The organism is Tessaracoccus aquimaris (assembly GCF_001997345.1).
Classification (GTDB): Bacteria; Actinomycetota; Actinomycetes; order Propionibacteriales; family Propionibacteriaceae; genus Arachnia; species Arachnia aquimaris.
Window position 1 is genome coordinate 3,453,264 of the sequence record NZ_CP019606.1, and the last position, 14,837, is coordinate 3,468,100.

The window sequence follows — 14,837 nt, forward strand, 5'->3', positions numbered from 1 at the left end:
GCCCCGAACCACCTTCATGCAAGAGGAGCACGTTGTGAGCTGGCTGCAGGACCGTTGCGTCGCCGTCATCACAGGAGCCGCCGTGGGCGATGCCCTTGGCGGAGCGATCGAGGGCTGGACGCCCGAGCAGATCGAGGAGCGGCACGGGGGCCGGGTCGCGGGCATCGTCGAGCCCTGGTTCGAGAACTGGCGCACCGCCCGCCCCATCGCCCCGTACCACAAGGGCGACGGCCACATCACCGACGACACCCTCATGACAAGGCTCCTGGTCGAGGTCTACGCCAAGCGCCGCCGCCACCTGGACGCCTACGACGTGGCCAAGGACCTCGTCCCGCTGATGATCGGCGAGCCGCGCTGGATCCCCGAGTTCGAGGCGGAGGCGCTGATCCTGCAACGCGTCTTCCTCGCCGAGAAGTGGCTCGTCGCGCGCCTGCACTACGGCCACGTCGACCCCCGCGAGGCGGGCGTCGGCAACGTCGTCAACTGCGGGGCCACCATGTACATGGCCCCCGTCGGGCTGGCCAACGCTGGCGACCCGGACGCCGCCTACGCCGAGGCGATCGACATCACAGGGGCCCACCAGTCCAGCTACGGGCGCGAGGCCGCGGGCGTGTTCGCCGCGATGGTCGCCGCGTCCGTCGCGCCCGGCGCCACCGTCGCGGGCGTCGTCGACCACGCCATCCGCGTGTCGCACGACGGCACCCGCGCCGCGCTCGAGGCCGTCCGCGACGCCGTCGCGGGCGTTGCACGCCCGAGCACCGACGACGAGCGCCGCGCACTCGGCCGCGTGATCCGGGAGGCGGTCGCCCCGTTCGACTCGGTCGGCCCCGAGTACCGCAACATGTCGATGGACGCGAGGCGCCCATCGCGCACCAAGTCGATCGAGGAACTCCCCGTCGCCGTCGGCATGCTGCTCGGCTACCAGGGCGACTTCCGCGAGTCCGTGCTCGGCTCCGTCAACTACGGCCGCGACGCCGACTCCATCGCCGTGATGGCGGGCGCCGTCGCCGCGGGCCTCGGTGGGGCCGACAGCGTGCCTGCCGAGTGGATCGACGACATTGAGAAGGCAAGCCGGTTCGACCTGCGCGGCACGGGCGAACTGATGGGCCGCGCCGCCCGGGCCATCGCCGAGGACGACCGCGCGGCAGCCACCGCCAAGTTGGCCCTCCTGAAGGGCATCGGGGAGGCGAAGGGATGAGGCTCACCTGGGCCCAGCCTGAAGACCTCCTCGCGCACGAGTTCGTCGCGGCCGCGGCAGACAGGAAGGCCATCGACGCCGTCCGGGACGCCTGGATCGCGGCTGGCGGCGACCCGGTCCCCGCCGTGAGCGGCGCCGGGCCGAACCCCGCAACGCCTGAACTGCGCGACCTGGCGCGGCGACTCCTCGCCGACCTCGACGCGCTGCCCGCCACCCCCGACCCGGCGCAGCCGGAGGAGTGGGCCGACATCGTCGCGCTGCTTCCCGCCGCCGCCGTCGTCCCCGCGGGTGAGGACCTCGAGGCGCGCCTGCTTGGCGCCTGGACGGGCCGCGCCGCGGGCTGCCTGCTCGGCAAGCCCGTCGAGAAGATCCCTCGTGAGGGCATCGAGGAGATCGCCCGGGCGACCGGACGCTGGCCCATCTCGCGGTGGTTCACCGAGGTCGGCCTCCCCGACGACGTCGCGGCGCGCTGGCCCTGGAACAAGCGCTCCCGGCCCACGTCGCTCGAGGAGAACATCGACGGCATGCCCGAGGACGACGACCTCAACTACCCGATCCTCGCCCTTGCGCTGCTCGAGCGCCACGGCCGCGGTTTCGGCACCGACGACGTCGCCCAACTGTGGCTGGAGAACCTACCTGCCGGCCGCGTGTTCACCGCCGAGCGGATCGCGCTGCGCAACATCCTCGAGGCGCGTCCAGTGCCCGAGACCGCCGCGCACCAGAACCCGTTCCGCGAGTGGATCGGCGCCCTGATCCGCACCGACGTGTTCGGCTGGATCAACCCGGGCGACGTGCTCGCCGCGGCCGAACTCGCCTGGCGCGACGCCCGGCTCAGCCACACCCGCAACGGCGTCTATGGCGCCATGTGGGCCGCGGCTCTCGGCGCAGCGTCGATGGTCGCCACCGACGTCGACGAGGTCCTCGACCTGGCCTCCACCGTCGTGCCGCCCTGCAGCAGGCTCGCCGACGCGATCGCGCTCGGCAGGTCCGCCGCTGCGGAGACCGACCTCACCGAGCCGGGCATCCGCGCCGCGCTCGACCGGATCCACGCCGAGCTGGGCGACCTGCATTGGGTGCACGTCCTCAACAACGCCGCCGTGATCGCCTACGCGCTCGCCGCGGGCAGGGGAGACTTCGGGCAGAGCATTGCGCTCGCCGTCACCGCTGGATGGGACACCGACTCGGCAGGTGCAACCGTCGGCGCGGTCGTCGGGGCCCTCAACGGCGTCGATGGCATGGGTGCCCAATGGGTCGAGCCGATCAAGGGCCGCATCGCCACGTCGATGCCAGGCGGCGAACAGCCGATCGCCGCACTCGCCGCGCGCACCCTCGCCCTGGCGCGCGCCTGAAGACCGGGGCCCGGCCGAGGGGGAGCGGCCGGGCTCCACCACACACCGCCGACAGGCGGCCGAGGAGAAGGACACATGTACGCATTCGACCCGTTGGTACCTCGCCCCATCGACAAGCCGATGGAGGTGCCCACCGGCGAACTGGACGACGAGCAGTTGGTCGCCCTCGACGAGGGGAAGATCTTCGTCGGGCCGACCGACGTGGCCGAGCGTCGGCAGTGGCGCGAAAGCCTCGCCCGCTGGCGCGCGGACGCAAGGGCCAGGCTTGCCTTCGACGCGGCGGCCTACGACCGGCCGGAGGCGGCGTGGGCGGCGACCTGCTTCACGGTCGCCCAGGTGTGGCTGTGGGACGAACTCTTCTACTCCTTCGAGGAGCGCCGCTTCACCCCCGAGCGCTTTCTCGACGACGCCCGCGCACGCTTCGGTGGCCTCGACGCCGTCGTGCTCTGGCATGCCTACCCGATCATCGGCCTCGACGACCGCAACCAGTGGGACTACTACCGCGACGTCTCAGGCATCGCCGAGTTGGTGCAGCGCCTGCACGACCTCGGCGTGCGTGTCTTCGTCGACTACAACCCCTGGGACACCGGGACACGCCGCGGCGACGACGACCTCACCGAACTCGCCGCCCTGGTGCGCGACCTCGGCGCCGACGGCGTCTTCCTCGACACCCTGAAGAAGGCCGAGCCCGAACTGGTCGCCCGGCTCGAGGCGGCCCGCCCTGGGATCGTGCTGGAGGGCGAGTCGAAGCTTCCCGTCGAGCGGATCGCCGACCACTCGACGTCGTGGGCGCAGTTCTTCGCCGACTCACCCGTGCCCGGCGTGCTTCGGGCGCACTGGTTCGAGCGCCGCCACATGCAGCACCACATCCGCCGCTGGCACCGCGACCACTCCGAGGAACTCCAGTCGGCCTGGCTCAACGGCGTCGGCATGATGGTGTGGGAGGTCGTCTTCGGCGTCTGGGTCGGCTGGAACCGGCGCGACGCCGCGACCATGAAGCGGATGCTGACGGTGCAGCGCGCCGCCTCCGAGTTCCTCCTCGAGGGCGTGTGGACACCCCTGGCCGACCTCGACCCCGCCGCGGAGGCGGCAGGCGTCTACGCCTCCGCGTGGACGCTCGGGCCCGTCACGCTGTGGACGCTCGTCAACCGCGCCGCGACCGACTACCACGGCCCCGCGCTGCCACCCGATGCTCTTGCGCTGACGCCCAACCCGGGCCAGGCCGGTAGCCGCCCCGGGCTGCGGCCCACCGGAGGCGCGGTGCTCGTGCCCGCCCGCGGGGTCGCCGCCGCGCTCACCGTCGCCGCCGACGCGGCAGTGCCCGCCTGGGCCGAGGCCGTCGCCGCCGACCTGGCGTCGCAGCCCGTCGAGTCCGACGCGTCCTTCCCGCACCGCCTCGCCCGCCGGGTCGTGCCGCGGCCCCGCTTCGGGGTGCCGCCCGCAGGCTCGATCGTGGTGCCCTCCGGCGACCATGTCCTGACGGTGCGGCACCGGGCCCGCGAGACGGGCATGTACCAGGGCGCGCCATACGTCGACGAGTGGAAGCCCCTCGTGCCGCGCCTGCACGACGCCCGCACGCTGCAGCGGGAGGCGCACCTCGTCGCGCCGGTGGCGGTCGCCCCGACCGAGGTGACCAACGCCCAGTTCGCCGCCTTCCTCGCCGACACCGGGTGGCGCCCCGGCGACGGGCACCGCCTGCTGGCGCACTGGGTCGACGGCGCGCCGACGCCGGAGCAGGCCGACCAGCCCGTCACCTTCATCGGCCTCGACGACGCCCGCGCCTACTGCGAATGGGCCGGCGGGCGACTGCCCACCGAGGACGAGTGGCAACTCGCCGCCCAGAGCCCGGCCTTCCGACGGGGCGCCCCGGAGGTGTGGAACTGGACCGAGTCCGAGCACAGCGACGGCCGCACCCGCTTCGTGATGCTCAAGGGAGGCAGCCGCTACCGCGCCGAGGGCTCCGACTGGTACGTCGAGGGCGGCCTGCACGCGCCCGACTACGCCGTGAAGTACCTGATCCCCGGCCTCGGCCTCGACCGCGGCGCCACCGTCGGGTTCCGGATCGCGTTCGACGGAAGGCAGGCGCGATGAGCACCGGCACCGACCCCTCGCGCGGCGCGCTCCACAGGCTGCGCGTCATCGACGCGTCGACGCTGTTCGCCGGCCCGATGGCCGCGATGCACCTGGGAGACATGGGCGCTGACGTGATCAAGGTCGAGCACCCCGACCGGCCCGATCCGTCCCGCTCGCACGGCGTCTCGCGCGATGGCGTCAACCTGTGGTGGAAGACGCTCGGCCGCAACAAGCGCGCGATCACCGTCAACCTCAGCAGCGACGGAGGGCGCGACGTGTTCCTGCGGTTGGTCGAGACCGCCGACGTCGTGATCGAGAACTTCCGCCCCGGGACCCTCGAACGCTGGGGGCTCGGCCCCGACGTGCTGCTCGCGGCCAACCCGCGCCTGGTGCTCGCCCGCGTCACCGGCTTCGGACAGTTCGGCCCCATGAAGGCCCGCGCCGGGTTCGGCACCCTCGCCGAGGCGATGAGCGGGTTCGCCGCTACCACGGGGGCGCCGGACGGCCCGCCGACGCTCCCACCGTTCGGCCTTGCCGACGGCATCGCGTCGCTGTCGACCGCCTACGCGATCATGGTCGCGCTGCACGCCCGCGAGGCGACCGGTGAGGGCCAGGTGGTCGACACGGCCATCATCGAACCGATCCTCGCGATGCTCGGCCCGCAGATCACCCGCTGGGACCAACTCGGCACCGTCCAACCCCGCACCGGCAACAGGTCGGTCAACAATGCGCCACGCAACACGTACCGCACGGCCGACGGGTCGTGGGTGGCGGTGTCGACGTCGGCGCAGTCGATCGCGGAGCGCGTGATGCGCCTGGTCGGGCGCCCCGAACTGATCGACGAGCCGTGGTTCGCGAGCGGCGCCGACCGCGCGCTGCACGCCGACGAACTCGACGACGCCGTCGGCGGCTGGATCACCGAGCGGACCCGCGCCGAGGTGATCGCGGCCTTCGAGGAGGCGCAGGCGGCGGTCGCCCCGATCTACGACGCCCACGACATCGTCGAGGACCCCCAGTTCCGGGCGCTCGGCACCATCCACGAGATCGACGACCCCGAGTTGGGCCCGATGCTGATGCAGGGCCCGCTGTTCAGGCTGTCGCGGCACGAGGGAGTCATCGCGCACACCGGTCGCACCCACGGCCGGGACACCGACGCGGTGCTCGCCGACCTCGGCCTCGACGCCGACGCGGTCGCCCGCCTCCGCGAGGAGGGGGCGGTATGAGCAAGCCTGTGGTGGTGCTCCTGTACGTGCCCGCCGATCGGCCCGACCGGATCGGCAATGCCCTGGCCAGCGGTGCCGACGGCATCATCGTCGACCTGGAGGACGCGGTCGCCCCCTCGGCCAAGGACGCCGCCCGCGGCGTGCTCGCCACGCTGCCCGACCTCGTCCGCTCGGCGTTCCCCGCGCTTCCGTTCCCCGAGCTTGTCGAGGGGTCCGACACCGAGGCCGGGCCACCGTTCCCCGAGCTTGTCGAGGGGTCCGAGACGAACAGCGAGGCCGGGGCACCGTTCCCCGAGCTTGGCGAGGGGTCCGAGACCACCACCGGGACTGGCGAGCGGAGGCTTCGACAGGCTCAGCCAACGGGGTCGGTGGCCGAGCAGGCTGGCCTGCGCCCGTTCCCCGAGCTTGTCGAGGGGTCCGAGACCGACGCCGATGCGCGGAGGCTTCGACAGGCTCAGCCAACGGGATCGGCCGCCGAACAGGCGGGCCTGCGCCCGTTCCCCGAGCAGGCGGGCCTGCGTCCGTTCCCCGAGCTTGTCGAGGGGTCCGAGATCCAGACGAACAGCGAGGCCGGACCACCGTTCCCCGAGCTTGTCGAGGGGTCCGAGACCACCACCGGGACTGGCGAGCGGAGGCTTCGACAGGCTCAGCCAACGGGATCGGCCGCCGAGCAGGCTGGCCTGCGCCCGTTCCCCGAGCTCGTAGAGGGGCCCGACACCGAGACGAACAGCGAGGCCGGACCACCGTTCCCCGAGCTTGTCGAGGGGTCCGAGACCACCACCGGGACTGGCGAGCGGAGGCTTCGACAGGCTCAGCCAACGGGGTCGGTCGCCGAGCAGGCTGGCCTGCGCCCGTTCCCCGAGCTTGTCGAGGGGTCCGAAACCACCACCGGGACTGGCGAGCGGAGGCTTCGACAGGCTCAGCCAACGGGGTCGGTCGCCGAGCAGGCTGGCCTGCGCCCGTTCCCCGAGCTTGTCGAGGGGTCCGAGACCGACGCCGATGCGCGGAGGCTTCGACAGGCTCAGCCAGCGAGACTGCCAGCCCCAGCCACCGCAGCCCTGCCCGTCGTCCAGGTGCGCATCAACGCCGTCGGGACGCCCTGGCACGACGCGGACGTCGAGGCGCTCGCCGCCCTTCCGACGTGGGTCGGAGCCCGGATCCCCAAGGCCGAACGTGTCGAGGACGTCGAGGCGCTCGCGCGCAGGCTTCCCGGCCGCGACCTGCACCTGCTCATCGAGTCGCCGCTCGGCGTCGAGCGGGCCTTCGACCTCGCCTCCTGCCCGCAGGTCGCGTCCCTCGGCCTCGGCGAGGCCGACCTCAAGGCCGACCTGGGCGTCACCGCGGACGGGCTCGACTGGGTGCGCGGCCGGATCGTCAACGCGGCCCGCGCGGCCGGGCTGTCCTCGCCGTTGATGTCGGCCTTCACGCACGTCACCGACCTCGAGGGCCTCGCAGCCTCCTGCCGCGACGGCAGGGCGCGGGGCTTCCTCGGCCGCAGCGCCATCCACCCCAAGCAGATCGCGACGATCCGCGACTCCTTCCGCCCAACAGCCGAGGAGGTCGCCCGCGCGCGCACCGTCCTCGACCGCATCGAGGGTTCCGTCGCCGCAGGCGTCGGCGCCCTCCAACTCGCAGACGGCACCTTCCTCGACCTCGCCATGGTCGAGTCGGCCCGCCGCACGATCGCCCTGGCCACCGACTAGGCGCGACCCGGCCAGGCCGCGCGCGACCTGGTCACGCAGAACCGGGCATCGTCGCCCGCCCCGAACCGAGAGGCTCACCGATATGCAAGCACGCACCTTGAGGGCGACCCTGGCGGGCGCCCTCGTCGCGGCCCTGACCGCCGCTGGGGCCGCCGTCCTCGTCACGACCCAACAGGGCGACCCGCACGGCCAGGTCGTCGCGGGTCGCGTCGACGGGACCGCCGCAGGCGCCGTCGACTACAACGTCTACCTCCCGCCGGGGTACGACGCGGCCACCGACCGCTACCCCGTCGTCTACCTGATGCACGGGCGCGGCGACACCTCCGCCGCCTGGCCTCGCGTCGCGGCCGACCTGGACGAACTGATCGGCGCGGGCGACATGCAGCCGATCATCGCCGTGATGCCCGACGCGCCGTGGAACAACCGCGGTTCCTGGTACACCGACTCGCTCTACACGGGCACCGCCGCCGGTGGGCCGGGCGTCGCCGTCGAGACGGCGCTGTCGAAGGACCTCGTCGCGCACATCGACGCGACCTACCGCACCGTCGCCGACCGGGAGGCCCGCGCCGTCGGCGGCTACTCGATGGGCGGCTCCGGAGCGCTCCGTTTCGCGACGGCCCACCAGCAGGACTTCTCGGCGGCCATCGTGCTCAGCCCGGCCGTCTACACCCCGCAACCGCCCGCCGACTCCTCGGCCCGCGAGTACGGCGGCTACGGCGTCGGCGCGAGCCTGTTCGACGCGGCCCGCTACGAGGAACTGAACTACCCAACGACGTTCGAGGGCTTCGACGCGGGCCTGCCTGTGCACCTGTTCATCGCCGTCGGCGACGACGAGTGGCCCAACCCCGACCCGGCCGAGGCCCACAACGACATCGACTTCGAGTCGGCCAAGCTCTACAACTCAGCGCGTCGGGTGCCGGGCATCACCGCGGAACTGCGGATCATGAACGGCGGCCACGACTGGGACGTGTGGCAGCCCGGCTTCCGTGAGGGCATCGTCGACGTGGCCTCGCGGTTGCGCACCGAGCCCGTCGCAGGCTGGGAGGCTGAGGCGTTCGGCACCAGCGGAGACGACCGGGCAGGCGGCGTCGTCGAGCACGCCGACGGGTCGACCACGGTCGTGCTCAACGTCGCGGGCGACCTGTCCGGCCATACGCCGCTCGGCGGCATGGACGTCGTCGTGCTCCGCCGCGACGCCTCGGGCAAGACGCTGTGGCAGACCACGCTCGGCACCGCCGCCAACGACCGCGCCTACGGCGTCGTCGAGGGTGAGGACGGCGAGGTGCTGATCGGCGGCTACACCCGGGGCACCTGGGCAACCGGGGAGGAGCGGGCAAACGACGACATGTTCATGGCCGTGCTCGACGCCGAGGGCAAGCAGGTCGCGTCGGCTCAGGTCGGCGATCCGGGCGCCGCGGACCGCGCCTATGGCGTCGCCTCAGACGGCGCAGGCGGCATCTACCTCGCGGGATACACCTCGGGGCGCGTCGGGGACCAGCCTTCGGCAGGCGACAAGGACATCGTCGCGGCGCGGGTCTCGCGCACCGGCCAGGTGCTGTGGGTCGACCAGTTCGGCGGCGCGGGCGAGGACAAGGCCATGACGGCCGCCACCGGCCCCGACGGCTCCCTGGTGCTCGGTGGCATCGCCACCGACGGCCTCCCGGACGCGCCGGGCAAGGGCTCGGGCGACGGTTGGGTCGCGGGGTACGGCCCCGACGGGGTGCGCGGCTGGATCGCCCCGGTCGCGACGGAGGTCAACGAGCAGGTCAGCGGAGTCACGGTGCTGAGCGACGGTCAGGTGCTGGCGATCGGCCACACCAAGGGCACGCTCGGCGAGGCCAACCTCGGCGACAACGACATCTTCGTCGCGTCGATCGCGCCAAACCCGCGCGCCCGGGCAGCCGCCCTGACGCCCGCCTGGGTGACGCAACTCGGCACCTCGACCGACGACCGAGGGGCCGCCATCGTCGCGACGCCGGACGGCGGGGCCTACGCGCTGGCCGCCACCTACGGCGCGATGGGCACCTCGCAGGGCGGGGTCGACGTCGTCGGCTTCGCGATCTCCACCGATGGCGATGTGTCCGCCGTCAGCCAGTTCGGTTCGCGGGAGCGCGACGGGTCGGACGAGTGGGACGAGACCAACCTGAGCGCCGCCGCAGGCGCGAAGGGGGTCTGGGCGACCGGGCTCACGTTCGGCGCGCCCACCGGGTTCACCAACGCCGGGGCCGGGGACGTGTTCCTGACCAGGATCGCGACCGGGCCGTCCGCCTCTCCCTCGCCCACCGCATCGAGTTCGGCGTCGCCGTCGGCCTCGCCGTCCGCCTCGCAGCCCCCGACACCCTCGCCGTCGGCCACGGCGCCCGCGTCGCCCTCGCCGTCGGCCACGACCGGCCCGACGAGCACCGCGAGCGGGTCGGCCTCGCCGTCGACGCGCCCCTCACCCGGCCTGCCGAGCACGGGACAGGGGGCGCCCGTCGCGGCCCGGTGACGGTAGGGCGTTGAGCAGTATTTGGGACTCGTTGCGCGCGGCCAGCGTCCAGACGCTGCGCGACCAGCATCGAACCCCGAATGCTGCTCAACGCCAGAGCATCCCGACGCGGAGCCCTCCGTCGATTCCGGTGACCGCTTGAGCAGAGGCCCTCGTCATGAGACGGTTGAAGAAGGAGGAAACCATGAAGAACGTCGCCACGACCATCGGTGCTCCCCTTGCGGGCCTCGCGCTCCTGCTCACGGGATGCTCCGGTGCCGACTCCGGCACCCCGAGCCCGCAGCCGCCGATCGCCCCCACGCAAGCCCAGCCCACCGCCCCGGCCAGCCCCGGCGCGTCCGCCGAGCCGACGCAGCCCGCCCAGACGAGCGAGGCGCCCAACAACATGGCATCCGGTCCCGCGGAGGATGCGGACCTTGCGACGGCCACCGAGTTCATCTCCGCGGAGAAGGCGGTCGAGGCCGCAACGGCCGAGGCCCCCGGGACGGTGCACAACCTCGAACTGGAGTACTCGGCGTTTCACAAGGCCTGGGTCTACAAGGTCGAGATCCAGGACGGCGGCACCGACCACGAGTTCGATCTCGACGCCACCTCCGGCGCCGTGCTGAAGAAGGACACCGACTCGGAGGACGGCACCGAGAAGGCCATCGACCTGACCGTGATGAACCCCGCGGCCGCCATGAAGGTGGCGCAGACCCTCAAGGCGGGCACCGTCAGCGAGTGGAAGCTCGACTGGGACGACGATGCGCTCGTCTACGAGGTCAACATCCGCGAGGGAGGCGACACCGTCGAGGTCCGCGTCGACACGGCCACCGCCCAGGCAACGCTCGACGACTGAGCCGAGCGTCAGTCCTTGGCGTCCAGCTTCCCGATCGCCGCGAACAGGTGCGCGAGGTATCCCGGCGCGTCGAGGTCGCGCGCGAGCAGGGCGTTGGGCGCCAGGTCGACCTCGCCGTTCAGCGGGGAGGCGTCCGTCGCCGTGACGCGGGCAGGCTCCCAGCCGACCAGGCCCGGACGGGTCAGGATGGCGACCGCGAGCGGGTCGTGCAGCGCGCAGGTCGTGCTGGGCCGCGCCCCTCCAGAGACGCTCCCCAGATGGTCGATCCACGCCATGGTGTGCCTGCCCGCGAACCGTTCGAAGCTGTTGCCGCCGATTGACATCACGGCCGCCTCGTCGCGCCGCACCCGCCCCCGTGCCGTGACGCCGTGACCGAGCACCCGGATCGGCGCACCGCTGCCGAGCACGGCGTCGGCGGCGGCTGGGTCGGTGGCGAAGTTCAGCTCAGGCGGGTCCCCGTCCGAGTCGGAGGCCTGCCCGCCGACGATCACGATCTCGCGCACCAGCGCAGGCAGGTCGGGGTTGATGTCGATCGCCGTCGCGACATTGGTCAGCGGCCCGATCGCGACGATGGTGATCTCGCCGGGGTGCTCCGCCACCAGTTCGGCGATCCTCGCGGCGGCGGGACCCGCGTCGGCCGTGTGGTGGCCGAACTGCTGGGCGACGGTCGCGGAGGACTTCCGGCGCCGCACCGCGCACAGCGGAGTGCTTGCCCCACGGTAGACAGGGACGTGCCGGTGCCGCAGTCGGTCGAGGATCTCCTTGGTCAGCAGGACGACGCTGTCGACGTCGGCATTGCCGTTGACGCAGGTGACGGCCCTGACGTGAATGTCCGGGTCGGCGAGCGCAAGCGCGAGCGCGAAGCCGTCCCCGACGTCCGAGCCTGGCACACCCATCGCCATGTCGGTGTCGATGATGATCGGGACGGGCGGTGCGCTGGCGGCCAAGGTCACACTTTCGAGTAGCTCGGACCAGAGCGACTGGTGCGCATCTCCGAGATGGCGTCGAGCCTGCTGTCAGGGCTCGCTCCGGCCGGGTTGAGGACCATTGTGGTGGGGCCGCCTCGCGTGGCACACCACCCCCGGGGGCAGGACCTAACGGGTGAAACTGCCGCCCGGCGCCGCCCACGGACCCCGACGGCAGGAGTCGCAGCCCTCACCGCCCCCTTCGGTCTGCCGTGGGGTCCGGACGGCGTCGAGGAGGCCACCCGGTAGGCGGGCCACTCACCAGGGCGTCAAAGCGGCCGTAGGACCGCAGGCGGCCGGCGGGCGCGTTACTCGAAGGCCTCCAGCGGGGCCTCGAGGATCGGGAGGCGCAGCGTGAACTTCGCGCCGGCGCCCGGCTGATTGCCCGCCTTGACGGAGCCGCCGTGCACCTCGGCCGTGTGGGCGACGATCGCCAACCCGAGGCCCGTGCCGGGCGTGTTGCGCGCCTTGTCGGAGCGGTAGAAGCGGTCGAACACCAGGGGGAGGTCGTCCTCCTCGATGCCCGGACCCTGATCGATGATCGTCAGCTCGCCCTCCTCGAGGTGGACGCGGATGACGCCGTCCGACGGGGAGAACTTCACCGCGTTGTCGAGCAGGTTCGTGATGGCGCGTTCCAGCGTGGACGGGTCGCCCATGATCGGGGTCGTCTCCAGCGACATGTCGAACTCGATGCCGGGGCCGCGGCGGCGGGCCCGCTCGACGGCGGCGACCGTGATGTCGGCCAGGTCGACCAGTTCGTGGGGTCGCTGCAGGTGGTCGTCGCGCGTCAACGCGACGAGGTCGCCGACCAGGGCGGAGAACTCGCCGAGTTGCGCCGCGACGTCCCCGAGCACCTCGGTTCGGGCGCCCTCGGGGAGCATGCCGGAGGTGTCATCGGCGACCAGCAGTTCGATGTTGGTGCGCATCGACGTGAGGGGCGTGCGTAGTTCGTGGCCCGCGTCGGCGATGAGCTGGCGCTGCTGCTCCCGCGACTGCGCGAGCGAGCGGAGCATGGTGTTGAACGACTGGGTGAGCTCGCCGAGGTCGTCGCGGCCGTAGATGCGGATCGGGTTCAGCTCGTCGGTCTGCGTGACGGACTTCACGGCCTGCGACAGGCGCCGCACTGGGGCCAGGACCGCCCGGCCGGTCCACAGGGCGGCGAGCGTGGCGGTCGCGACGCCGAGGCCGCCGGCGATCAGCAGCACCACCCACAGGGTGCCGAGCGTGGTCTCGAGGCCGCTCATCGGTCGCGCGAACATCACGGCCACGGGCGTCGAGCTGTCGATCCGCATCGGGACGGCGACCACACGGTAGGTGACGCCGTCGGCGTCGAGCGTGCGCGCCGACGATCCGAACTGCAGGCGCGCGATGCTCACCTCGGTCGGGGTGGGCGCGATGTCGCGTGACTGCCCGGGCATCTGGGCGACGGACGCGTCGGCGCCCACGACGGCGAGCAGCCCGTTCGACGCGACGAGCAGGCCGGCCGACAGCCTGCCCATGTCCGCGTAGTCGGCGGCGACGGAGGCCGTCGCGTTCTGGGCGACCTGGACCAGCTCACGGTCCAACTGGTCGAGGAGGGACCAGCGGGTGACGGTGAAGGTGGTCGCACCGACGAGTAACACCGAGATCGCGACGCTGGCGCCGGTCAGGAGCGCGAGTCGCCATTGGAGTGACTGCCCGCTGACGAGGCGGCCGATGGCGCGTCGGATCCGGATCCACCAGCTGGAGATCACGGGGGAGTTTCACGCAGGACGTAGCCGATGCCACGCACTGTGTGGATCAGCCGCGGCCGTCCTCCGGCCTCGGTCTTGCGTCGGAGGTAGCCGATGTAGACCTCGAGCGAGTTCGCCGTCGTCGGGAACTCAAAGCCCCACACCTCGTTGAGGAGCGTGTTGCGCTCCATCACGCGGCGCGGGTTCTCCATGAACACCTGCAGCAGCGCGAACTCGGTCCGGGTCAAGGAGATGTGCTGGCCGCCGCGGGTCACCTCACGGTGCTGCGTGTCCAGCGTGACGTCCTGGAAGTTGAGCACCTTTGACTCGGCCTCGGGCGTCGGCTTCGAACGCCGGGTGAGAGCGCGCAGCCGGGCGAGCAACTCGTCAAGGGCGAAGGGCTTGACCATGTAGTCGTCCGCGCCCGCGTCGAGGCCGTCCACGCGGTCGCCGACGGCGTCGCGGGCGGTCAGGATCAGGATCGGGGTGTCGTTGCCGCCGTCGCGCAGCATCCGGGTCGTCTCGAGGCCGTCGAGCCTCGGCATCATGACGTCCATGATGATCGCGTCCGGCGTGTAGCTGACAAGCTTCGCCAAGGCCTCGACCCCGTCGGCGGCTGTCTGCACCTCGTCACCGGAATAGGTCAGGGAACGCGCAAGGGAATCGCGGACGGCTTGATCGTCATCTACCACCAGGATCTGCATGGCTCTACCCTGTCACCTTCCTCTGTTTGCCTGGATCCTACCTGGGTCTGGACTCTGATGCCGATTGTCACCAGGCGCTTCCGCGTGGCGTCGATAGGCTGGCGCCATGAGCAAGCTCGTTTTCGTCTGTTGGGGCAACATCTGCCGCTCGCCGATGGCGGAGCGGGTGGCGCGTCGCGAGGTCCGGGAGCGCGGCCTGGACGTCACCGTCGAGAGCTTCGGCATCTCGTCGGAGGAGTCGGGCAGCCCCGTCGACCGGCGGGCGGTGAAGACGCTCAGGTCGCACGGATACGACGCAGACGGGCACCGTGCGAGGAAGGTTCAGCCCGCCGACCTGCTCGAGGCGGACCTGGTGGTCGCCGTCGAGCCGTTCCAGGTCGACCGGTTGCTCGCGATGGCGCCGGGGGCAAACGTCGCGTTGCTCAACGACTTCGACCCGGCCAAGCCGAAGGGGGAGGCGCTGATCGACCCCTGGTACGGCGACCAGGCGGGCTTCGAGGAGACGCTGGCCGACATCGAGGCAGCGATGCCGGGCATCCTGGACGCGGTCGCCGACTGAACCTGCTCCCTGGACGGTGCGACCA

General features: G+C 72.1%; 11 protein-coding genes. 8 read left to right on the plus strand and 3 right to left on the minus strand.

Annotated elements, in window-relative coordinates:
* Nucleotides 1–34 precede the first annotated feature (34 nt).
* From BW730_RS15735 to BW730_RS15765, 7 genes are all read left to right on the plus strand, one after another.
* The gene (locus tag BW730_RS15735; RefSeq protein ID WP_226996857.1) at nt 35–1,198 is read left to right on the plus strand and encodes an ADP-ribosylglycohydrolase family protein; all 1,164 of its coding nucleotides are present in this window, start codon (nt 35–37) and stop codon (nt 1,196–1,198) included.
* Nucleotides 1,195–2,547: an ADP-ribosylglycohydrolase family protein gene (locus BW730_RS15740; protein WP_077687098.1), complete on the plus strand. Its 1,353-nt coding sequence runs from the start codon at nt 1,195–1,197 to the stop codon at nt 2,545–2,547. Before BW730_RS15735 ends, BW730_RS15740 begins: the two co-directional genes overlap by 4 nt.
* A 75-nt stretch (nt 2,548–2,622) precedes the next feature.
* Nucleotides 2,623–4,638, plus strand: coding sequence for an SUMF1/EgtB/PvdO family nonheme iron enzyme (locus BW730_RS15745; protein WP_077687099.1), 2,016 nt, complete (start codon nt 2,623–2,625; stop codon nt 4,636–4,638).
* Nucleotides 4,635–5,843 (plus strand): CaiB/BaiF CoA transferase family protein, encoded by a 1,209-nt coding sequence (locus BW730_RS15750; RefSeq protein WP_077687100.1) that lies wholly within the window; start codon nt 4,635–4,637, stop codon nt 5,841–5,843. Before BW730_RS15745 ends, BW730_RS15750 begins: the two co-directional genes overlap by 4 nt.
* Complete coding sequence (locus tag BW730_RS19560; protein ID WP_077687101.1) at nt 5,840–7,546, plus strand: HpcH/HpaI aldolase/citrate lyase family protein; 1,707 nt, start codon at nt 5,840–5,842, stop codon at nt 7,544–7,546. Before BW730_RS15750 ends, BW730_RS19560 begins: the two co-directional genes overlap by 4 nt.
* Nucleotides 7,547–7,628: 82 nt before the next feature.
* Nucleotides 7,629–10,034, plus strand: a complete 2,406-nt coding sequence (locus tag BW730_RS15760) for an alpha/beta hydrolase-fold protein (RefSeq protein ID WP_077687102.1) — start codon at nt 7,629–7,631, stop codon at nt 10,032–10,034.
* Nucleotides 10,035–10,218: 184 nt separating this feature from the next.
* Nucleotides 10,219–10,872, plus strand: coding sequence for a PepSY domain-containing protein (locus tag BW730_RS15765; protein WP_158522696.1), 654 nt, complete (start codon nt 10,219–10,221; stop codon nt 10,870–10,872).
* Nucleotides 10,873–10,880: 8 nt separating this feature from the next.
* Here BW730_RS15765 and BW730_RS15770 read toward each other — a convergent pair whose 3' ends face one another.
* From BW730_RS15770 to BW730_RS15780, 3 genes are all read right to left on the minus strand, one after another.
* Nucleotides 10,881–11,819: a nucleoside hydrolase gene (locus BW730_RS15770; RefSeq protein WP_145952923.1), complete on the minus strand. Its 939-nt coding sequence runs from the start codon at nt 11,817–11,819 to the stop codon at nt 10,881–10,883.
* Nucleotides 11,820–12,145: 326 nt separating this feature from the next.
* Nucleotides 12,146–13,534: a sensor histidine kinase gene (locus BW730_RS15775; RefSeq protein ID WP_145953005.1), complete on the minus strand. Its 1,389-nt coding sequence runs from the start codon at nt 13,532–13,534 to the stop codon at nt 12,146–12,148.
* A gap of 32 nt (nt 13,535–13,566) precedes the next feature.
* On the minus strand, nt 13,567–14,253 hold the full coding sequence (locus tag BW730_RS15780) for a response regulator transcription factor (protein WP_077687106.1): 687 nt from the start codon (nt 14,251–14,253) through the stop codon (nt 13,567–13,569).
* A gap of 106 nt (nt 14,254–14,359) precedes the next feature.
* Between BW730_RS15780 and BW730_RS15785 the strand changes: the two genes are divergently transcribed.
* Nucleotides 14,360–14,812: a low molecular weight protein-tyrosine-phosphatase gene (locus BW730_RS15785; protein WP_077687107.1), complete on the plus strand. Its 453-nt coding sequence runs from the start codon at nt 14,360–14,362 to the stop codon at nt 14,810–14,812.
* Nucleotides 14,813–14,837: the final 25 nt, after the last annotated feature.